The 14,136-nt window shown below is 69.5% G+C and carries 12 protein-coding genes and 3 pseudogenes; 6 read left to right on the top strand and 9 right to left on the bottom strand.

Annotated features, from left to right (window positions below):
* Nucleotides 1-5: 5 nt before the first annotated feature.
* The 3 genes from MF609_RS18635 to MF609_RS18625 form a co-directional block, all read right to left on the bottom strand.
* On the bottom strand, nucleotides 6-752 hold the full coding sequence (locus MF609_RS18635) for a GIN domain-containing protein (protein ID WP_242417579.1): 747 nt from the start codon (nucleotides 750-752) through the stop codon (nucleotides 6-8).
* Nucleotides 753-910: 158 nt separating this feature from the next.
* Nucleotides 911-1,588: an ABC transporter ATP-binding protein gene (locus MF609_RS18630; RefSeq protein WP_242417578.1), complete on the bottom strand. Its 678-nt coding sequence runs from the start codon at nucleotides 1,586-1,588 to the stop codon at nucleotides 911-913.
* 10 nt (nucleotides 1,589-1,598) lie between these two features.
* Nucleotides 1,599-2,888, bottom strand: coding sequence for an efflux RND transporter periplasmic adaptor subunit (locus MF609_RS18625; protein ID WP_242417577.1), 1,290 nt, complete (start codon nucleotides 2,886-2,888; stop codon nucleotides 1,599-1,601).
* Between the two features lie 90 nt (nucleotides 2,889-2,978).
* Between MF609_RS18625 and MF609_RS18620 the strand changes: the two genes are divergently transcribed.
* The 3 genes from MF609_RS18620 (at nucleotide 2,979) to MF609_RS18610 (ending at nucleotide 6,570) form a co-directional block, all read left to right on the top strand.
* A complete protein-coding gene (locus MF609_RS18620; protein WP_242417576.1) occupies nucleotides 2,979-4,220 on the top strand; it encodes a sigma-54-dependent transcriptional regulator in 1,242 nt (413 codons plus the stop codon).
* Between the two features lie 375 nt (nucleotides 4,221-4,595).
* Complete coding sequence (locus MF609_RS18615; RefSeq protein WP_242417575.1) at nucleotides 4,596-5,714, top strand: sensor histidine kinase; 1,119 nt, start codon at nucleotides 4,596-4,598, stop codon at nucleotides 5,712-5,714.
* Between the two features lie 205 nt (nucleotides 5,715-5,919).
* Nucleotides 5,920-6,570: a class I SAM-dependent methyltransferase gene (locus MF609_RS18610; protein ID WP_242417574.1), complete on the top strand. Its 651-nt coding sequence runs from the start codon at nucleotides 5,920-5,922 to the stop codon at nucleotides 6,568-6,570.
* A gap of 628 nt (nucleotides 6,571-7,198) precedes the next feature.
* Here MF609_RS18610 and MF609_RS18605 read toward each other — a convergent pair.
* From MF609_RS18605 to parA, 3 genes are all read right to left on the bottom strand, one after another.
* On the bottom strand, nucleotides 7,199-7,339 hold the full coding sequence (locus tag MF609_RS18605) for a hypothetical protein (protein ID WP_242417573.1): 141 nt from the start codon (nucleotides 7,337-7,339) through the stop codon (nucleotides 7,199-7,201).
* Between the two features lie 139 nt (nucleotides 7,340-7,478).
* The gene (locus tag MF609_RS18600) at nucleotides 7,479-7,763 is read right to left on the bottom strand and encodes a ribbon-helix-helix domain-containing protein (RefSeq protein ID WP_242417572.1); all 285 of its coding nucleotides are present in this window, start codon (nucleotides 7,761-7,763) and stop codon (nucleotides 7,479-7,481) included.
* Nucleotides 7,760-8,413, bottom strand: coding sequence for a ParA family partition ATPase (gene parA, locus MF609_RS18595; protein WP_242417571.1), 654 nt, complete (start codon nucleotides 8,411-8,413; stop codon nucleotides 7,760-7,762). The genes MF609_RS18600 and parA overlap by 4 nt, the downstream gene beginning before the upstream one ends.
* A gap of 401 nt (nucleotides 8,414-8,814) precedes the next feature.
* On the opposite strand from parA, the pseudogene MF609_RS20125 reads away from it, so the two are divergent.
* The 3 genes and pseudogenes from MF609_RS20125 to MF609_RS18585 all read left to right on the top strand — a co-directional run.
* A pseudogene (locus tag MF609_RS20125) lies at nucleotides 8,815-9,339 on the top strand (CHASE3 domain-containing protein); the annotation flags it as partial.
* Between the two features lie 264 nt (nucleotides 9,340-9,603).
* Nucleotides 9,604-10,542: pseudogene (locus MF609_RS20120) on the top strand (methyl-accepting chemotaxis protein); the annotation flags it as partial.
* Nucleotides 10,543-11,039: 497 nt separating this feature from the next.
* Nucleotides 11,040-11,498 (top strand): hypothetical protein, encoded by a 459-nt coding sequence (locus MF609_RS18585; protein WP_242417569.1) that lies wholly within the window; start codon nucleotides 11,040-11,042, stop codon nucleotides 11,496-11,498.
* A 10-nt stretch (nucleotides 11,499-11,508) separates the two neighbouring features.
* Here MF609_RS18585 and poxB read toward each other — a convergent pair whose 3' ends face one another.
* The 3 genes and pseudogenes from poxB to MF609_RS18570 form a co-directional block, all read right to left on the bottom strand.
* Entirely contained in the window at nucleotides 11,509-13,227 is a 1,719-nt protein-coding gene (gene poxB, locus MF609_RS18580; RefSeq protein ID WP_242417568.1) for a ubiquinone-dependent pyruvate dehydrogenase, read from the bottom strand.
* Between the two features lie 132 nt (nucleotides 13,228-13,359).
* On the bottom strand, nucleotides 13,360-13,569 hold the full coding sequence (locus MF609_RS18575) for a hypothetical protein (RefSeq protein ID WP_242417567.1): 210 nt from the start codon (nucleotides 13,567-13,569) through the stop codon (nucleotides 13,360-13,362).
* Between the two features lie 160 nt (nucleotides 13,570-13,729).
* Nucleotides 13,730-14,136, bottom strand: a pseudogene (locus tag MF609_RS18570) (catalase); the annotation flags it as partial.

Raw genomic sequence — 14,136 nt, 5'->3', positions numbered from 1 at the left:
GCCCGTCAGCCGCAGGTGACGCGGGCCATGCCGCTCTTCGCGACCGAACAGGCCGGACGCCCGGTGACGGTCACCCGCGCGATGCCGCTGGCGTCGATCCCCGCCGGGCCGCTGGCCTGCGCGCGGACCGATCCCGTGCCGCTGGCGCGCACCGACAGCGCGTTAGTGGCGAGTGTCGAGGTGTCGACATGTCCAGTGCCGCTGGCATCGATCGCCAGCGCACCGGCACGGCCGTCGGCGACGATGCGACCGGTGCCGCCAAGCTTCAGCGACAGGCGCTCGGCCTGTACCCCCTTGAGCGTGGCGGTGCCGGTACCCGACAGCGTGACGTCCCCGCGCGACGTCCGCAGCCCGTCGATCGACAGGTTGCCGGTGCCGCTCATCCTTGCGGCGAAGGTCGGGCTGTTCAACGCGGCGATGCGGACCGATCCGGTGCCGCTCGCCTCGATCGCCTGCAACCGTGGCAGGGTGATGGCAATCGTCGCGGCGGGCTTGCCCGCGCGGCTGTCGCAGCTCCCTTTCGCGCGCAGCAAGGTCAGCACCCGGCCGCGCACCGCGACGCCGATCGCGGCCAGCGATCCCGCCTGCCCCTGCGCCCGGACCGAAAAGCCCGCGCCGAAGGTGATGGCGACATGGTCGCAGCCCTGCACCGCGATGCGGTCGAACCCGGCGGCGGCGAAGCTGCGCGTGTCCTGCGCCAGTGCCGGGGTGGGAACGAGCGTGGCGAGCAGGGCGAGAGGAAGGAGTTTCATGGGGAGGTCTCCGGTTGGGAGGAAATGGGGAAAATCTCAGGCCGTACCCCGGCGAAGGCCGGGGCCCAGTTGGGGGACGCCCGTGCAAGGCAATGATCGCTCCGTAGCTGGACCCCGGCCTCCGCCGGGGTACGGTATCGGGTAGGTCCGGGACCGCATCACATCGCCCGCATCGCGCTGGCGACGATGCGCCCGTCGAGCATGTCGATGCGCCGCTTCGCCATGTCGGCATGGGCGGGCGAGTGGGTGACCATGACGATGGTCGCGCCTTCGCCGTTCAGGCCCATCAGGATGTTCATCACCTGCTCGCCATTGGCGGTGTCGAGATTGCCGGTCGGCTCGTCCGCCAGGATCAGCTTCGGATCGCCGACGATGGCGCGGGCTATTGCCGCGCGCTGCTGCTGCCCGCCCGACAGCTGGTGCGGGAAGTGGCGGGCGCGGTGGGCGATGCCGACCTTGTCCATCGCCGCCGCGACCCGGCCCTTGCGATCGCCGGCATCGCCGCGATAGGCGAGGCCGAGCGCGACATTCTCCTCGATGGTCAGCTCGTCGATCAGGTTGAAGCTCTGGAATACGAAGCCGAGCGTCGATCCCCGGAACTTGGCCAGCTCGCTCTCGCCCATCGTCGCCAGGTCGCGGTCGCCGAACAGGTACTTGCCCCCGGTCGGCCGGTCGACGGTGCCGAGCGTGTTGAGCAGCGTCGACTTGCCGCAGCCCGAGGGTCCCATGATCGCAACGAACTCGCCCGCCTCGACATGGAGGTTGATGTCGGAAAGCGCGGTCGTCTCCACTTCGTCGGAGACATAGCGGCGCTGGATATTTTCTAGCCGGATCATGGGCTTCCCCCTATCGGATGTTGATGGCGTCGCCCTTCACGGACGACAAATTGCTGGTGACGATGCGCTCGCCGGGGTTCAGCCCCGACAGGATCTCGACCGCTTCCGGGTTGCGCCGGCCAAGCTTCACCGGCCGCCGCGTGGCGTGGGTGCCGTCGGCATCGACGACGAAGGCGAACGCGCCATTGTCCGCCGCCAGCCACCCGCCGACCGGCGCGACCACCGCCTTCGACGCGGCGCCAAGGGTAATGCGGATGTCGAGGGTCTGCCCCCGGTTGAGGTTGGGCGGGGTGGCGTCGAAGGTCAGCTCCACCCGGAACCGCCCCTCCTTCACCGCCGGCAATACCTTGCTGACGGTCAGGGTCGCGCCTTCCGCACGCGCCTTCTGCCCGACTGCCACCCGGCCGAGATAATATTCGTCGACATCGGCGGTCAGCTTCCACGACCCCTCGCTGTCGACCTGCCCCGCCGGATCGCCGGGTTTCAGCGTCTGGCCCGGTTGCAGCGTGAAATTGGTCAGCCGCCCCGCCGCCGGCGCGCGGATCGTCAGCGCCGACAGCCCGCCGCGCACCGCCGCGAGATTGCCCGACAGCCGTGCCTGCGTATCGGCCAGTCGCCGTCCCTGGGTCGCAGTGATCCGCGCCTCGGTCCCCGCCCCGCTGCGCAGTTGGGCGAGGCGGCGGGCCTGATACTCTGCCTCGGCGCGATAGCCGGCGACCCCCGCCTCGCTCACGATGCCCTTGTCGAACAGCTGCTGGCGGATGGCGAGGTCGCGCCGCGCCTTGATGAGGTCGTATTCCGCCTGCGCCACCTGGGCCGAGCGGTCGAGCCGGCTGCGCTCGATCCCCAGCCCCTCACCCGCAATCGCCCCCAGCTGGCTGGCGATCGCCGCCTCGCGGGTCAGCACGTCCAGTCGCAGTTCGGGATTGGCGAGCGTGGCGAGCGGTTGGCCGGCGGCGACCATCGCCCCGTCCTGCACCAGCAATTGCTCGACCTGCCCGCCGGCCAGCACCCCGACCAAGGTGGTCAGCCGCGGGGCAACGGTGGCGCGCACCGGCAGGTAATCGTCGAACGCGCCGCGCGTGACCTCGCCCGTCTCGATCGCGCTGGCGGCGATATCGGTCGATCCGGCGGCGGGCAGCCAGCGCCACAGCGCAACCGCCGCCAGCACCGCCGCGACTACCATCCACGTCACGCGCCGTTGCCACCATGCACGACGGGGCCGCGCGATGCGCTTGTCCATCGCCGCGCCGGGGGGTGTTTCGGTGGTGCTTGCGCCCTGTGTCGCTTCGGTCATCATGGGACCAGTGTCACCGATCGGGGCGAAAAATCCTAAGTGCCTGAACCATCAGCATATTTCACTGAATGTGCACCGGGTGACCGTCCGGTCGTGGACAGCCTGTCCGAAAATGGACAGTCACCGGCGGCGTCAAGCGGCCTGTCGGTGCTGCTGATCGACGACAATGCCAGCGTCGCCGAATCGATCGCGCTGGCGCTGCGCCTCGGCCGCCACCGGATCGACTGCGCCGCCGGACCGGAGGAGGCGCTGTCGCGGCTTGCCGCCACCCGCTACGACGTGATCCTGCTCGACATGAATTACGGCGCGAACCGCACCGACGGGGCGGAGGGGCTGGCGCTGCTGGCGCGCATCCTGTCGGACGATCCCGGCGCGGCCATAGTGGTCATCACCGCGCATAGCGGGGTACGGATCGCGGTGGAGGCGATGCGGGCGGGCGCACGCGACTTCATCATGAAGCCGTGGCGCAATGCCGACCTGCTCGCCCGCATCGCCGCCGCTGCCGCGCCGCGTGCGGTGGCCGCGCCCGCCGCCCCTGCGCCCGTGGAACCCGCGCGATTGCTCGGCGACAGTGTGGCGATCGAGCGGTTGCGCGCGCTGGTCCGGCGGATCGGGCCGACCGGGGCCGGGGTGGTGGTGACCGGGCCGGCCGGATCGGGACGCGGGCTGACTGCCGCCGCGCTCCACGCCGCATCGCCCGATGCCGCCACGCCGATGCCGGTGATCGACCTGCGCGACGATGCGGCGTGGGGGATGCTCGACGCGCCGGCACGCACGCTGCTGCTGCGCCATCCCGACCGGTTGGGGGAGGTGGCGCAGGCCCGCCTCCTTGCGCGGATCGCCCCGGCGACGCGCTGCATCGCCATCGCCGACGATGCGGGCAGCATCTTGCCCGCGCTCGCCCGCCGCATCGCCACGGTCGAGATCGCGGTGCCGCCGCTGGCCGCGCGGGAGGGCGACGCGCTGCTGCTCGCCCGCCATTTCGCAAGGGTGGCGGCGGGGCGCTACGGGCGGCCGGTGCCGGGCTTCACCGCAGCGGCGGAGGCGCGCATCCTTTCGGGACCATGGGTCGACGAGGTACGTGGCCTCGGCGCGGCGGTCGAACGGGCGATCCTGCTGGGCGAAGGCGACATGATCGATGCGACCCTGCTCGCCCCCGCGCCGGTGGTGGCGGCAGCGGAGGCCCCCACTGCCCGCTTCGACCTCGACGAGAACGAACGCGCGGTGATCGAGGCGGCACTGCGCGAACATCGCCACAATGTGTCCCATGCGGCGGCGGCGCTGGGGCTGAGCCGTGGGGCGCTGTACCGGCGGATGGCGCGCCATGGGTTGTAGGGTGATCCGGCCCCTGCCCATCGCCCGGATCGTCACCCCAGCGCAGGCTGGGGTCTCCTGCGGCTCCTGTCCCGCGCCATTACCGGGAGGCCCCAGCCTTCGCTGGGGCGACGATGGTGGCAGGGGCGTTTCATCGCTCCCACCCCGTATCCCCGCGCAGGCAGGGATCCAGTGCCCCACAGAACCACCTGCGCTCGGAACCCTAGCCCCCCGCCTACGCGGGGGTACGGCCGATGCGGCGATAGCGCGCTTTGCCGCCCGTACCCCGGCGAAGGCCGGGGTCCAGTTGGGGGACGTCACTGCGATGCGGATAGGCCTTTCCACCTGGACCCCCGCCTTCGCCGGGGCACGGAGGCGCTGCGGGGCGACGGCACCATGCTGACCCCCGAACGCCGCCGCGCGCTGGCTGCGCTCGGCTCCGGCGTCACGCTCACCGCCGGGGGCGTCGCGGCGGTCGCGGCGGCGCAGGCGGGCATGTGGGGAGCACTGGTCGGCACGGTCGGGGTGGTCGCATGGACGCTGACGCTCGGCTGCTGGGTCGCGGCGCGGCGGGGGACGGCCCCTGCCCCGATGCCGTCGCGCGCCAGCGACTGGCCGATCGCCGCGCTGCTCGACCAGGTACCGGTCCCGCTGCTCAGGATCGAGGGGGAGCGGGTCCATGCGCTCAACCGGGCGGCCCGCGCGCTGTTCGTCGCCGACGACCGCATCCCCGCCCCGCCGCGCACGCTGACCGATCCCGCCACGCGCCACCTGCGCCATGCCGGACGGCGCTGGCGGATCGATGCGGTGGCGCTGGACGAGGCCCACCGCCTCGCCGCACTGATCGATATCGATGCCGAGGAACATGCCGCGCAGGAGCGCGCGCAAGACGAGATGATCGATATTCTCGGCCATGAGCTGCTCAACGGCCTGTCCCCCATCGTGTCGCTGGCCGACAGTGCGGTGACGGCGGCGCAGCAGGGCGATGCGATGCTGGGCGATATCCTCGCCACCCTGTCCCGCCGGGTCGAGGGGCTGGAGGGCTTCACCCGCGCCTATCGCGAGCTGGCGCGGCTGCCCGATCCGGTGGCGGCACCGGTCGCACTGGACGCGCTGGCCGGCGATCTGGCGCGGCTGTTCGGGGGGCGCTTCGGCGACCGGGTGGCGCTGTCGATCGACGCGAGCGGTACCGCGACCCTCGACCGCGACCAGATGGTGCAGGCGGTCTGGGCGCTGCTGCAGAACGGCGCGGAGGCGGCGCTGGCCGCCCCCGCCCCGCCCCGCGTCACCCTGTCGATCGCGGGTGGCGAGCGGGTGACGATCGAGGTCGCCGACAGCGGCCCCGGCATCGCCGCCGCCGACCGGGCACGCATCTTTCGGCCGTTCCACACCGACAAGCCCGGCGGGTCGGGTATCGGCTTGACGCTGGCCCGCCGCATCGCCCGTGCGCATGGCGGCGAGCTGGTACTGCTCGACACCCGTGGGACGCGGTTCCAGTTGACCGTGCCGGCTTGATCGACATGTCGACAGGTAGAGGAATCGACATGGCTATCCCCCTTGCCGTACCCCCGCGTAGGCGGGGGTCCAGGGTAACAGGCGCAGGCCGTTGGTCCGTGCGGCTCTGGACCCCCGCCTGCGCGGGGGTACGGTGGAGCGTGGCGTGCAGCACGGATCAGGTCAACATGACGACATGTCGACACCTCAACCTGTCGGATCGTCGATGAACGACCCCAGTCATGGCTGGGAAGCGGTCGCCGAGCGGTTCGCCGCGATGCGCAGCGAGGTCGGCGCGGACGTCGTGCGGCGCTGGGCCGGGGACCTGCCGGCGGGGGGCAGCGTGGTCGATATCGGCTGCGGTACCGGGCGGCCGATCGCGCTGGCGCTGGCCGGGGCGGGGCTGGCGGTGTCGGGGATCGACCCCTCCCCCACCCTGCTCGCCGCGTTCCGCCATGCCCTGCCCCACGCGCCGGCGTCGTGCGAGACGGCGGAGGATAGCGGCTATTTCGGGCGGCGGTTCGACGGCGCGGTGGCGATCGGGCTGCTGTTCCTGCTGCCGCCCGCGACGCAGGCGGTCGTGATCGACCGGGTCGCAAGGGCGCTGCGGCCCGGCGGGCGGTTCCTGTTCAGCGCGCCGGCGATCGCGTGTTGCTGGACCGATACGCTGACCGGGCGCGTGTCGCAGTCGCTGGGCGGGGAGGGATATCGCGCGTTGCTGGATCAGGCCGGGCTGCGACTGACCGACGAATATGACGATGCGGGCGGCAATCATTATTTCGCGGCGGTCGGGCCGGGCGTCGGCGCGGATGGGCCGGACAGGCTCGTACCGATCGTCGCAGGCAAGAGGCGGGACCCCGGATCGAGTCCGGGGTGACGGCGGGGGTGGTCGATCGGTTCTCCCAGAAAGACGTCGAAATCGGGCAAAGTTCACAAAGTTCACACTCGCACGCGCTTTGTAGCAGGGCGCGCGGGGGCGGAGGGGCCATGACGATGGGACAGAGCGTGGCGCGAGCCTGTCATGGTGTCGCCGTGTAGGAAAGGGGGGTCCGGTTGCGGGTTGCGACGGTTGGTGAAAGCTGGCCTGCTGGCGTCCGATCTAGAGCCGATCGGCGTTCAGCGCCCATCGCACATTCTCGTCATTCCCGCGCAGGCGGGAGTCCATAAGCGCCAACGTCACGAAGCAGGTCGAAACTTCAGCGGCTATGGATTCCCGCCTGCGCGGGAATGACGATGGGAATGGCACGACGAATGTCGATAGGTCCCAGCTTACCGGAACCGTCGTCCCGGCGCGGGCCGGGACCGCGCACGGAGCCTGTCCCGTGCTGCAACCGGGAAATCCCAGCCTTCGCCGGGATGACGTCTGGTTCGAACGCCCGAAGGCCCCGCCCTTTCAACGGACCATCGGCCCGCCATGCTTTGCAGTTCAGGCAGGACGGTCTGTCGGGTGCGGAGGTGAATTACCGACACTATCATGTCGACAGGTCGACCTGTCGACAACGCACCTAGTGGCCGTAGCGCTTGATCCCGCGCTGACGAAGTTTGCGGCGTTTGCGGCGGTGCAGCATGACGCCGAGCGCCGGCCCGCCGACCAGCAGCACGACGCCGATAATGGCATAGGCCAGGAGTTCGCGGGAGAGGTCCATGGCGGTTTCTTGCAGTCCGTTTCACGGATTGTCCATGCAGGACATTAACTTTTGGTCAGGAAAATCGGCCGTTCGCCGCCAAAATATCCTGCATCACGGCAAGACGTGTCGACAGGTCGACAGGCCGACAGGTCGCTCCTCAATCGCCGATCGGACTTTCCCCATATTTCCGAAGGACATCGTTGAACGCCTCGGCCATCAGCGCCTGCAGGCTGCGATCCTGTCGCCTAGCGAGCATGTGCATGGCGAGCGACATGTCGGGGGTGAAGAAACCGGCGATCTGCTTGCGGCCCTGGCGGCTTGCCGGGCCTTTCGCCTCGGTTTCGGCCGTCGGCGCGGCAGTAGTGACCTTGGCGGGCGCGGGGGCAGGGGCGGCGGCGGCGCTGCGGTCGCGCAAGTTGGCGAAGGACGGCTTGCGGCTCATGACGCGATCTTTCTGAAACGGGGGGCAGGCATGTCGAGCTGTCGACATGTCCACTTGTAGAGTTCACGCACCTCCTCCGCCGCCTTGCCGGCGGGTTCGCTTTCCATGACGGTCCGCCCCTCCGCGCTGGCATGGCGATAGGCCGCGCGATCGGGCAGCAGCACGGGGCAAGGCGGCGTGCCGAAGCCGTCGACCAGTTCGCCCGCTTCCTGATAGATGCGCGGCGCATTGGGCGGACCGGCGGTGAACACGACATAGGCCGGACGGCGCAGCAGCTGCACCAGCTTCGCCGTGGTCTGGATCGCCGACAGGTCGAAGGCGCTTGGCCGGCACGGGATCAGCACCAGGTCGGCGGCCTCCACCGCCGCGCGCGCCGCGCTGTCGGCGTGCGGCGGGGTGTCGATCACGATCACCTCCGCCCCCTGTTCCTTCGCCGCCGCGATCTTGGCGGCCAGGCGGGGCGGGGGGCTGTCGATCACCTCGGGCGGAGCCTCGTTGCGCCATGCCGCCCATTGGCTGGCGGTGGCCTGCGGATCGGTATCGACGACCAGTGCGACCCGGCCCGAGGCCTGGGCGGCGGCGGCGAGATGCAGCGCGAGCGTCGTCTTACCCGCGCCGCCCTTCTGACTGATGATGGCGATGGTCGGCATGTCGGCTCCTCTACGTGTCGACATGCCGACAGGTCAAGCTGTCGACGCTCGGCGCCCGCCACCTGCACCAAAGGACATATTGACCCTTGCTGAGGCTGTATTGGTGTTACCACGAAAAACGGACGAAAATGCATCGATAGTCTTTTGGTTCCCATTATTTTCGACGGCAATTTCTTTGACCAAAAACCGATATACTGTGTGCGATCGGCACCGGATTCTCGGAAAAAATTAACGAATTTCCGTATACCCATTGGTCCGCGACCGGCGGGACCGATGCCGGGGCGGCGTGCCCGGTCGGCGACCGGACGCGGCGGCCCGTCCGTCATCCCGCTGGAAACCAACGATATCGTCACAGCCCAGCCCGTCGTGCCGTGCGACAACCATCTACGGGATGCAGCATCATGTCCTTCTTCGACAATCTTTCCATGCCCCGCAAACTGGCATTCTGCCTCGGTATCCTGCTGATGCTGTCGCTGGCGGCCAATTTCGTTATCTTTGCGAAACAAGATCAGGTGAGCGACACCACCGCGATCAACGAACATACGCACAATGTTATCGCCGCATCGAACAAGATGGTCGAAGCAATGGTGAACCAGGAAACCGGGTTTCGCGGCTATCTGTTGACCGGTAACCGCGACTTCCTGGCCCCCTATACCCAGGGGCAGGCGGACTTCGCCCGCGCGCTGGGCGAAGCGCGGACGCTGACCGTCGACAATCCGGGGCAGCAGACCCGCCTCGCCGATGTCGCGGCGCTGGCGACGACGTGGCGCGACGACTTCGCCGGGCGCGGCATCGCGCTGATGGATCGGCCCGATGGCGCAGCGGCGGCACGCACGGCGGTGAGCGGGGTGCAGGGCAAGCAGCTGATGGACCGCATCCGCGCCCGCGCCGGCGAGGTGATCGCCACCGAACAGACCCTGCTGGCCGAACGGCAGGCGTCGCAGGCCGCCGCCTTCGCCACCATCCGCCATGCGATCATCGGCGGCATGGTGTTGAGCCTGCTGGCGTCGATCGCGATCGGCATCCTGATGACCCGCGCCATCGCCCGCCCGCTGGAACGGGTGACGGCGATGCTCGGCCGGCTCGCCGATCCGGTCGCGACCGGGCGCCGCGATGAAATCGGCCGGATGGAAGGCAGCGTGCAGGGCGTCGAGGCGTCGTTCAACGACTGTGCGCGCGTGCTGGGCGCGGTGGCCGAGGGCAATCTGTCGGTGCGGATGGAGCGCGACCATGGCGGACAGAGCAGCCAGTTCCGCGCGACGCTGCACGGCATGATCGACCGGCTGAACAGCGTCATCGGCGATGCCAATGGCGCGGCGCAGAATGTCGCATCGGCCAGCCAGCAGCTGTCGTCCTCGTCGGATCAGGTGAGCCAGGGCGCGACCGAACAGGCGGCGGCGACCGAGGAGGCGTCCGCATCGATGGAGCAGATGGCGGCCAACATCAAACAGAATGCCGACAATGCCGCGCAGACCGAAAAGATCGCGCGCCAGTCGTCGCACGATGCCGAGGCGAGCGGCGCGGCGGTGGCGCAGGCGGTCGATGCGATCCGCACCATCGTCGACCGCATCGCCATCGTGCAGGAAATCGCGCGCCAGACCGACCTGCTGGCGCTGAACGCCGCGGTCGAGGCGGCACGGGCCGGCGAACATGGCCGCGGCTTTGCGGTGGTCGCCGCCGAAGTGCGCAAGCTGGCCGAACGCAGCCAGAGCGCGGCGGGCGAGATCGGCGGCATGTCGGGCGCGACCATGGCCGCCGCGACGCAGGCCAGCGACATGCTGACCAGGCTGGTCCCCGATATCCGCCGCACGACCGAACTGGTCGCCGAAATCAGCGCGGCGTGCCGCGAACAGGATATCGGCGCGACCCAGGTCAACCAGGCGCTGCAACAGCTCGACCAGGTGATGCAGCAGAACGCCGCCGCCGCCGAACAGATTTCGGCGACGTCCGAGGAACTGGCGAGCCGCGCCGAGGAGCTGGAGGGCAGCATCGCCTATTTCCGCGCGGAGAACGCCGCCCGCCCGGCAGCACCGACGAAGCGCACCGCTCCGACCCCGGCCCCGCGCCTGCACGGCGTGGTGCGCGGCGCGGCCGATGCCGACGACAGCCGCTTTTCGCGCGCGGCGTGAGGGCGGCATATCGCAAGACGTTGTGAATAGGGCTTTCTATAGTAAGTATGTCGACACGCCTACATGTCGACGCGATGCGACCAGGATCGTTCGATAGTCGGTGCCCATCGCACAACCTCGTCATTCCCGCGCAGGCGGGAATCCATAGCCGCTGACGTTTCAGCCGGATTCGTGACGCAGGCGCTTATGGACTCCCGCCTGCGCGGGAGTGACGATGGGAATGGAACGCCGCATGTCGATCGGTTCCGATATGGCTGTTCCGTCCTTTCCTCGACAAGGAAGGGGAACGGACTGTCGCGGGATGCGGGGGCCGGCGCAACCGAACCGCCCTCCCGTCACCCGCGCCATGTCGGGCGTCCCGGCAGCCCGTGATCGGTACTGGCGACGCTGCGGCGCGGGTTGTAGCATCGCGTCCACGATGCCTCTCCGCCCCCACTGCCAGTGCGGTGGGGCAAGGGCGTCGACGTGTCGACATGTCTGGATATCGAGGTAGCGACATGGCTGGCAGGGCGTGCCTCCTGACCCTTCTCCTCCCGCTCGTCGCGGTGGCACCCGCCCCGGCGACCGGCGTCCGCTGCCGCATCGCTATCGAGGGCGGGCCGGTGACGGGGGGCTGGGCCGGAACGTGCCGCGCGGGGCTGGCCGAGGGGTCGGGTGCCGGGCGGGTGCGCTTCGCGGACGGCGAAACCGGGGTGTTCGCCGGACGGGCGCGGGGCGGACAGGGCGTGTCGGGGATCGCCCTGCTGGACCGGGGCGGCTTCAGGTTGGTCGCCATGACGCCCGAACCGGCAGGCCCGACGATGGACCAGGCGGCGGCAACGTCCGAACGCGCCTTCCAAAACAGCTTCGCCGGCGCGGCCGCCGCCGCCGAGGCGCATCGCCGCGCGGGCAATGCGCCGTCCGCGCTTTATTACCGGCAGCTGCGCGCACGGTTGATCGCCGGGCAACCGGAATAGGTGCGGCCCCTCACCGGAACAGGTTCGCCCGGGCCAGTTCGATCACCTCGTCGCCGCGCCCGCTCATGATCGCGCGGAGGGTATAGAGGCTGAAGCCCTTGACCTGCTCCGCCTTGATCTTGGGCGGCATGGCCAGTTCCATCGTCTCGGTCACGACATCGACCAGCGCCGGGCCGTCATGGGCAAGCGCGGCGCGCAACACGCCCTCCAGCTCTTCGGACCGCGTCACGCGGGCACCGAAAAAGCCCATCTGTGCCGCGATCGCGCCGAAATCGGGGTTCTTCAGCGCGACATTGGTGTCGACATAGCCGGCCGCCTTCTGCTCGAGCTCGACGAAACCCAGCGTCGAATTGTTGAAGACGACGATCTTGATCGGCAGTGCCATCTGCACCGCGGTCAGCATGTCGCCCATCAGCATCGTCAGCCCGCCATCGCCCGACAGCGACACGACCTGCCGCTCGGGGAACGCCGCCTGCACGCCCAGCGCCTGCGGCATCGCATTCGCCATCGACCCATGGTTGAACGAACCGATCAGCCGCCGCCGGCCGTTCATCGTCAGGTAGCGCGCCGCCCAGACCGCCGGCGTGCCGACATCGACGGTGAACGCCGCATCGTCGGCGGCAACCGCATCGAGGACCCGCGCGACATATTGCGGGTGGAGCGGCTTGTCGCCGTCGCGCGGGGTGGCGAGATCGTCGAGGCCTTTCCGCGCCGTCGCATAATGGTCGCGCGCCTTGGTCAGGAACACCTCGTCGCGACCCGGCGCGATCAGCGGGGTCAGCGCCGCCGCCGCTTCGGCCACGTCGCCGACGATGCCGATGTCGATCTGCACCCGCCGCCCGAGTGCCGACGGGTCGCGGTCGACCTGCGCGACCTTCGCCTTTTCGGGATAGAAGTTGCGATAGGGGAAATCGGTGCCGAGCATCAGCAGCGTGTCGCACTCCATCATCGCGTGATAGCCCGACGAAAAGCCGATCAGCCCGGTCATGCCGACGTCGTACGGATTGTCCCACTCGATCCACTCCTTGCCGCGATAGGCATGGACGATCGGTGCCTTCAGCTTCGCCGCCAGCGCGACGACCTCGTCATGCGCGCCCGCCACGCCCGCGCCGCACAACAGGGTCACCGCCTGCGATCCGTTGAGCAGTTCGGCGAGGCGCTCGATCTCTTGCGGCTGCGGCACGATGCGCGGGGGGAGGGGGGCGGCGAAATCGGCGCGGGCGGTCTTCGGTGCCTCCTGCAGCGCGACATCGCCCGGGATCACCAGCACCGCCACGCCCTGCTTGCCGATGGCGGTGCGCAGTGCGCGGTGGAGCAGTTCGGGGAGCTGTTCGGGCGTCTGCACCATCTCGCAGAAATGGCTGCATTCGCGGAACAGCTCGGTCGGGTGGGTTTCCTGGAAATAGTTCAGGCCGATCTCGCTCGACGGGATATGCGCGGCGATGGCCAGCACCGGCACGCGGTTGCGCTGGCAATCGAACAGCCCGTTGATGAGGTGGAGGTTGCCCGGCCCGCAGCTGCCCGCGCACACCGCCAGCCTGCCCGTAGCGGCGGCCTCGGCTCCTGCCGAAAAGGCGGCGACCTCTTCGTGGCGGACATGCATCCAGTCGATCTGCCCCGACCGGCGCAGACTGTCGTTGATCGCGTTCAGGCTGTCCCCGGTCACGCCCCAGATGCGCTCCACGCCGGCGGCGATCAGCGTGTCGGTGATGAGGTCGGCGATCTGCATGGGGGAACTCCCGAAAATTGGTTCGGGAGGGGTAACCAGCGGCGGCGCGATTGGCTTCGTGGGCGTGGTTGCAATGATGGCAAGCCGGGTTTCGCCGGGGGAGGCTCCGGCGATACGGCTCGGTGCCTTGCGTTACTGCACGGTGGTACCGGCGATCGCCGCTTCGGCCACCCGCCCGCGACGCCGTTCGAGCATCTGGCGTTCGGACAGGCGGTTGCCGATCGCCGCCCGGTCCGCCGACCGGGTATCGATCCGGTCCTCGACATAGCCGAGCGCGACCATGGTGCCCAGCACGGCCGCGCCCAGTGCGCCGGCGGCGAGATATCCGTTACGCTTCGTCATGGCACCTGTCCCGCTACGGAAGGAAAATTCCTCCTGAAAACAGGTGCCGGCCGGTTTGGCTCCGCGCGCGCCGCGTTGGTCTGAGGCGGACGCTCCGGCCGTGGCGAACGGCCGGAGCGCAGGATCAGCGTCCCCCGGCAACCCGAGGGACGCATAGCCCTTACGCCAGCGTGCGCACCTTCGGTTCGCGGTCCCAGTAGCGCTGCTTCGCCGCCTCGACGAAGCCGGCAAGGTCGGTGACGCCCTCGTCCGGCTCGACCCCGGCCTTGTCGAGCAGCGGTTTGGCGTCGGCATTGTGGCCGATCGCCTTGAGATGCCCGAACGCGTCCATCACCCACTGGACCGCCGCGCCTTCCTTCACCAGTTTCGCCGTGGCGTCGGCCGACAGCAGCACCGCGCAGGCATCGACCGTGACCGAGGGCTGGCCGAACAGCTGGGCGTCGGCGGCGATGGTCGATCCGTCGGACAGCGGCACCTTGCCGACCTTCGGCGCGATGGTCATCGCGTTGCCGCCCGCCGCCTTGATCGCGTCCTTGAGCGACTTCAGCTCACCCGCATCGCTGCCAT

It is taken from the genome of Sphingomonas panni, from assembly GCF_022664435.1.
In the GTDB taxonomy this organism is placed as follows: domain Bacteria; phylum Pseudomonadota; class Alphaproteobacteria; order Sphingomonadales; family Sphingomonadaceae; genus Sphingomonas; species Sphingomonas panni.
This window is presented reverse-complemented; position numbering and strand designations above follow the sequence as displayed.